Below are 297 nucleotides of genomic sequence, written 5' to 3'. Positions count from 1 at the left end.
AGTATGCTAGTCGTTTCAATGATTGGTTTTCAAAACAAAGAAATCAACGTGACAGGCTCACAACCTCTCGCGGTTGTCCTCATCGAAGAGTCAAAATCGCTGGACGAAGTAGTTGTCATGGGTTATGGCCAACAGAGCCGTAAATCGTTGACAGGCTCGGTTTCCAGTATTGATCAAAATGTTTTTAAATCTGTTCATCGTACCAACGTAGGGACATCACTGCAAGGTACTGCCGCAGGGTTACGGGTGCAACAAACAACGGGACAACCAGGCGCCAACCCAACGATAGTTTTCCGA

Annotated in this window: 1 protein-coding gene; it reads left to right on the top strand. The window is 46.5% G+C overall.

The features are described from left to right. Positions 1-18 precede the first annotated feature (18 nt). Positions 19-297: hypothetical protein (locus AC23N5_RS31550; RefSeq protein WP_487758582.1), on the top strand; the 279-nt coding region annotated here is incomplete at its 3' end.

It is taken from the genome of Runella sp. R5_40 (genome assembly GCF_057652295.1).
Note: the sequence above shows the minus strand (reverse complement) of the source record. Positions and strands in the feature narration are given on the sequence as shown.